We start from the raw sequence: 3,864 nt of genomic DNA on the forward strand, positions 1-3,864 counted from the left end.
CTGCAGGTTTCTCAGACCGCTCGCGGTGATGTCCTCTGAGAGGCCGTCTCCGTTGTCGAGGACCTCGATGCTCAGGTCGTCGTCGACTCTGACCAGGACCGTGACGTCGGTGGCGGCGCCGTGGCGCACCGCGTTGCTGACCGCCTCGCGGACCACGGCTTCGGCATGATCTGCGAGGGCAGGCTCGATCACCGACAGCGGCCCACTGAACTGCGACTTGGTCCGGACACCCGTGCCCGCGAACTGTTCGATCGCCTCGTCGAGCCGCTGGCGCAGCCGTGTGGGCCCTGCCCCGGTTCCGTGCAGGTCGAAGATGGTGGTGCGGATTTCCTGGATGACGCCTTGCAGGTCGTCGACAGACTCGGAGAGCCGTCGCTTAATCTCCGGTGATGCAATTCGGGCGATCGTTCCCTGCATCCCCAATCCGATGGCGAACAGTCGTTGGATGACGTGGTCGTGAAGATCTCGAGCGATTCGGTCGCGATCGGAGAGCACCTCGACTTCGCGCATCTGCCGCTGAGTGACGGCCAGCTGCCAGGCTAGCGCCGCCTGATCGGAGAAGGTGGCCATGGCATCGAGTTGTTCCTCGGTGAAGGGCGGGGCGCCTTTTCGCCGCGCCGTGATGACCACTCCGGCGACGGTGTCGGTGGTCCGGAGTGGAAGCACCAGCACCGGGCCCGTGCCTTCCAGGATGTCGTCGACCATGTCGTCGTGCTGACCCCGAAACGGCGTGCCATGCCGAAACACCTCGCCGATGGTGTTCGCCGTCAACGGTATTGACGTGAGGTGCGCAGAATCGGTTGTCGCACCCGCGGTCTCGGCGATATTGAGTGAGATGACCTCCTCGACGGGGACGTCACCGTCGGCGGGCACTGCAACCAAGGTGACGTCGGCGCGTGTCAGGTCGTGCGCTGCGTCGGCAATGAGTCGAAACACCCGGCTGGGGTCGATGCCAGAGAGCAGCTCGGTAGCGATGTCACGGGTGGCTCGCATCCATGACTGTCGGGTGCGGGCCAGCTCGTAGAGTCGCGCGTTCTCGATGGCAATGCCGGCCGCTGCTGCCAGCGCTTGCGCCAACGCCTCATCGTCGTCGTTGAACGGCTGCCCGGAGGCCTTCTCGGTGAGATAGAGGTTGCCGAACACCTCGTCTCGGATGCGCACCGGAACCCCGAGAAAGGTGCGCATGGGCGGGTGGTTGGGGGGAAATCCAACCGACGATGGGTGATCGTGAATGTCCTGCAATCGGATCGGGATTGGTTCGTCGATGAGCAGACCGAGCACGCCGCGCCCCAGGGGGAGGGGACCGATCTGCTGCCGGGTCGCTTCGTCGATGCCCTCGTAGATGAACTCGACCAGATCATGGCCGTGACCACGGACTCCGAGTGCCCCGTAACGAGCATCGATCAGCTCGACGGCGGTGTGCACGATGGTCCGCAACGTGGTGGCCAGATCGAGTCCGGCGGTGATCGTGAGCATGGCCTCGACGAGTCCGTCGACGCGGTCGCGCTCTTCGATGATCTGTTCGACGCGGATCTGCACTTCGGTGAGGAGTTCGCGCAGCCGCAGCCCGGAGAGGTCCCGTAGGGGTCGCCCCGGGCCGGAGGGGGAGAGGGGTGGCGTCGGCACTACTCACGACTCGGCGCGGGGTGGGCGGTCGAGCTTCGTGGCGAAGACCGCCGCCTGGGTGCGCCGTTGCATCCCCAGCTTGGCCAGGAGCCTGGAGACGTAGTTCTTGACGGTCTTCTCGGCCAGGAACATTCGATCAGCGATCTGCTTGTTCGTCAACCCTTCGCCGAGCAGATCCAGCAGCACCCGTTCTTGATCGGTGAGACCAGAAAGAGGGTCGGAGCGTTCCGCTGCACCGCGTAACTTGGCCATCAATGCCGCCGCTGCGCGATTGTCGAGCAGGGAGCGGCCCGCGCCGACTTCCTTGATGGCCTTGGCGAGTTCCATCCCCTTGATGTCCTTGACGACGTATCCGCTGGCGCCGGCGAGGATGGCGTCGAGCATCGCCTCGTCGGAGGTGAAGGACGTCAGCATCAGGCAGCGCAGGTCGGGAAGTCGGGACAGCAGGTCGCGACATAGTTCGATGCCGTTGCCGTCGGGCAGCCGGACGTCGAGGACTGCCACGTCGGGCCGAAGCGCCGGAATCTGAGCCAGAGCATGACTCACGGTTCCGGCTTCGCCGATGACGTCGAGCTCGGGATCAGCGCTGAGCAGATCGATCAAGCCGCGACGGACCACCTCGTGGTCGTCGACGAGAAAGACGGTCACCATGATGTGCCCTCACGATCGACTACGACGAAGACCGAAGTCGATTCTCCGCTTGAGGAAACGATAGGCCATCGGGCGGGGCTTCGGACCATCACAGCAGACCATGTGGGGCGCAGACGACCACCGAGCAGTCAGTGTCGTGCAGTGCAGCGTAGCTCGGTGGGCCGATCATCTCGGACACGCCGTGCGCCCGCCGACGGCCGACGATGACGAGCTGGATCGAGGGTGCGTGGCGCGACAGATAATTCAGCAAACTACCGTGCACGGCAACGGGTCGAACGTCGAGCTCTGGATACTTGCGGGTGCATCGCGCCAGCCGCCGGTTCAGGCTCGCTCTGATCCGGCGGTTCTGTTCGGCGACTGCATGACTGTCGTGGAGGTCGGTGAATTGCGAATGCCACACGGCGATGACGACCAGCGGGGCGTTGCGCAGCAACGCTTCGTCGATCCCGCGTTGAAGCACAGCCTCGCAGTCGGAGGACGAGTCGACCTCGACGACGATCGACCCGGTCGTGACCGGCGACGGGTCGTAGCCACGAATGATGGCGACCGGACAGAGAGCGCGGGTGGCGAGCTCGGCAGCGGTGGACCCGATTCGTCCCGACACATGTCGCAGGCCGATGGCGCCGACACATATCATCGCTGCCGCGCGGCTGGCCTGGAGCAGCATGTCCGTGGGCCGACCTTGAAGGATCTCGACTTCGATCTTCACCGGTTTGTCGGTGGATTCCACTGCGGTGAAGGCTTGCCTGACCGCGATCTCGGCCGTCGCGAGTACGCGGGCTGAATCCTCGGGAGTCGTTGGGCCGGAGGGTGGTTCGATCGCGTAGACCAGGCGTATGGGAATGTCTCTGTCGACGGCTTCTTCGACGGCCCACAGCGCGGCCGTCAGGCCGCTTCGCGATCCGTCGATGCCGACGACGACTGAGGGTGACGCTGGGTGTGTGTCTCGCATTGTCTGCCCCATGTTCGGTCGGTGTCGTATACGACGCTAGGTGCAGGCCCGCGCGGTGGGTCAGAGCAGAAAGTCCCTTCGATGCGGTCGTTGGTCCCTGCTGTGGGGACCTGGTGAATGGACGACGGATGACCGGTCACGGAAATGACAGCGTCGACTGTTCCAGGGTGAAATCACTCGAACGACGATCACGGGCGCTGACGAAGACTGCGCAACCGCCGTACCAACCGATCCGAGCAACACGCCGGCGAAGCCCCCGCGACCATGGCTACCTACGACCACCAGTTGAGCTCGCCGGGATTCCTCGGTGTGCCAACAGGCCGGGCGGTATCGGACTCCTCTGACCCGTCGACGGCGACGAAGATCATTGATTGCGCTGTCTCCGGCGATGTTTCAGGTTCGCAGCCGAGGTCATGCGGGTTCCCTTCGTCAACCCGCGCGGTCCGCGAGCGCTCGGCCGACGTTGCATGGTGTGTAGCGCTCCCTGCAGGGGAGTTGGTCCCTTCCCACGGGGGGTCTAGGGTCTCGCGGACGGCAACGCCGTGGTGCGCAGGCCGATCGTGATCAGGTGCGGCGGCGAGAGTCGTCGTGCAGGAACAGTACTGAGCAGTCGGGATATCCGAGGATCGGATGAC

The 3,864-nt window shown here is 64.6% G+C and carries 3 protein-coding genes and 1 pseudogene; all 4 read right to left on the reverse strand.

The genetic code is table 11. The features are described from left to right. The coding region (locus ACRDUX_RS01595) for a sensor histidine kinase (protein WP_526410363.1) at positions 1-1,626 on the reverse strand (1,626 nt) is incomplete at its 3' end. A 3-nt stretch (positions 1,627-1,629) separates the two neighbouring features. Next, entirely contained in the window at positions 1,630-2,277 is a 648-nt protein-coding gene (gene dosR / locus ACRDUX_RS01600; RefSeq protein ID WP_526410365.1) for a hypoxia response regulator transcription factor DosR/DevR, read from the reverse strand. Between the two features lie 88 nt (positions 2,278-2,365). Continuing rightward, positions 2,366-3,229: a universal stress protein gene (locus tag ACRDUX_RS01605; RefSeq protein ID WP_526410367.1), complete on the reverse strand. Its 864-nt coding sequence runs from the start codon at positions 3,227-3,229 to the stop codon at positions 2,366-2,368. 177 nt (positions 3,230-3,406) lie between these two features. Further along, positions 3,407-3,595 (reverse strand): annotated as a pseudogene (locus tag ACRDUX_RS01610) (universal stress protein); the annotation flags it as partial. Positions 3,596-3,864 lie beyond the last annotated feature (269 nt).

This window comes from Mycobacterium sp. (assembly GCF_050701675.1).
Lineage (GTDB): Bacteria > Actinomycetota > Actinomycetes > Mycobacteriales > Mycobacteriaceae > Mycobacterium.

Excerpts from the sequence above, each read along its gene's own strand:
- dosR (WP_526410365.1), bottom strand. The coding sequence starts at position 2,277 with ATGGTGACCGTCTTTCTCGTCGACGACCACGAGGTGGTCCGTCGCGGC.
- ACRDUX_RS01605 (WP_526410367.1), bottom strand. The coding sequence starts at position 3,229 with ATGCGAGACACACACCCAGCGTCACCCTCAGTCGTCGTCGGCATCGAC.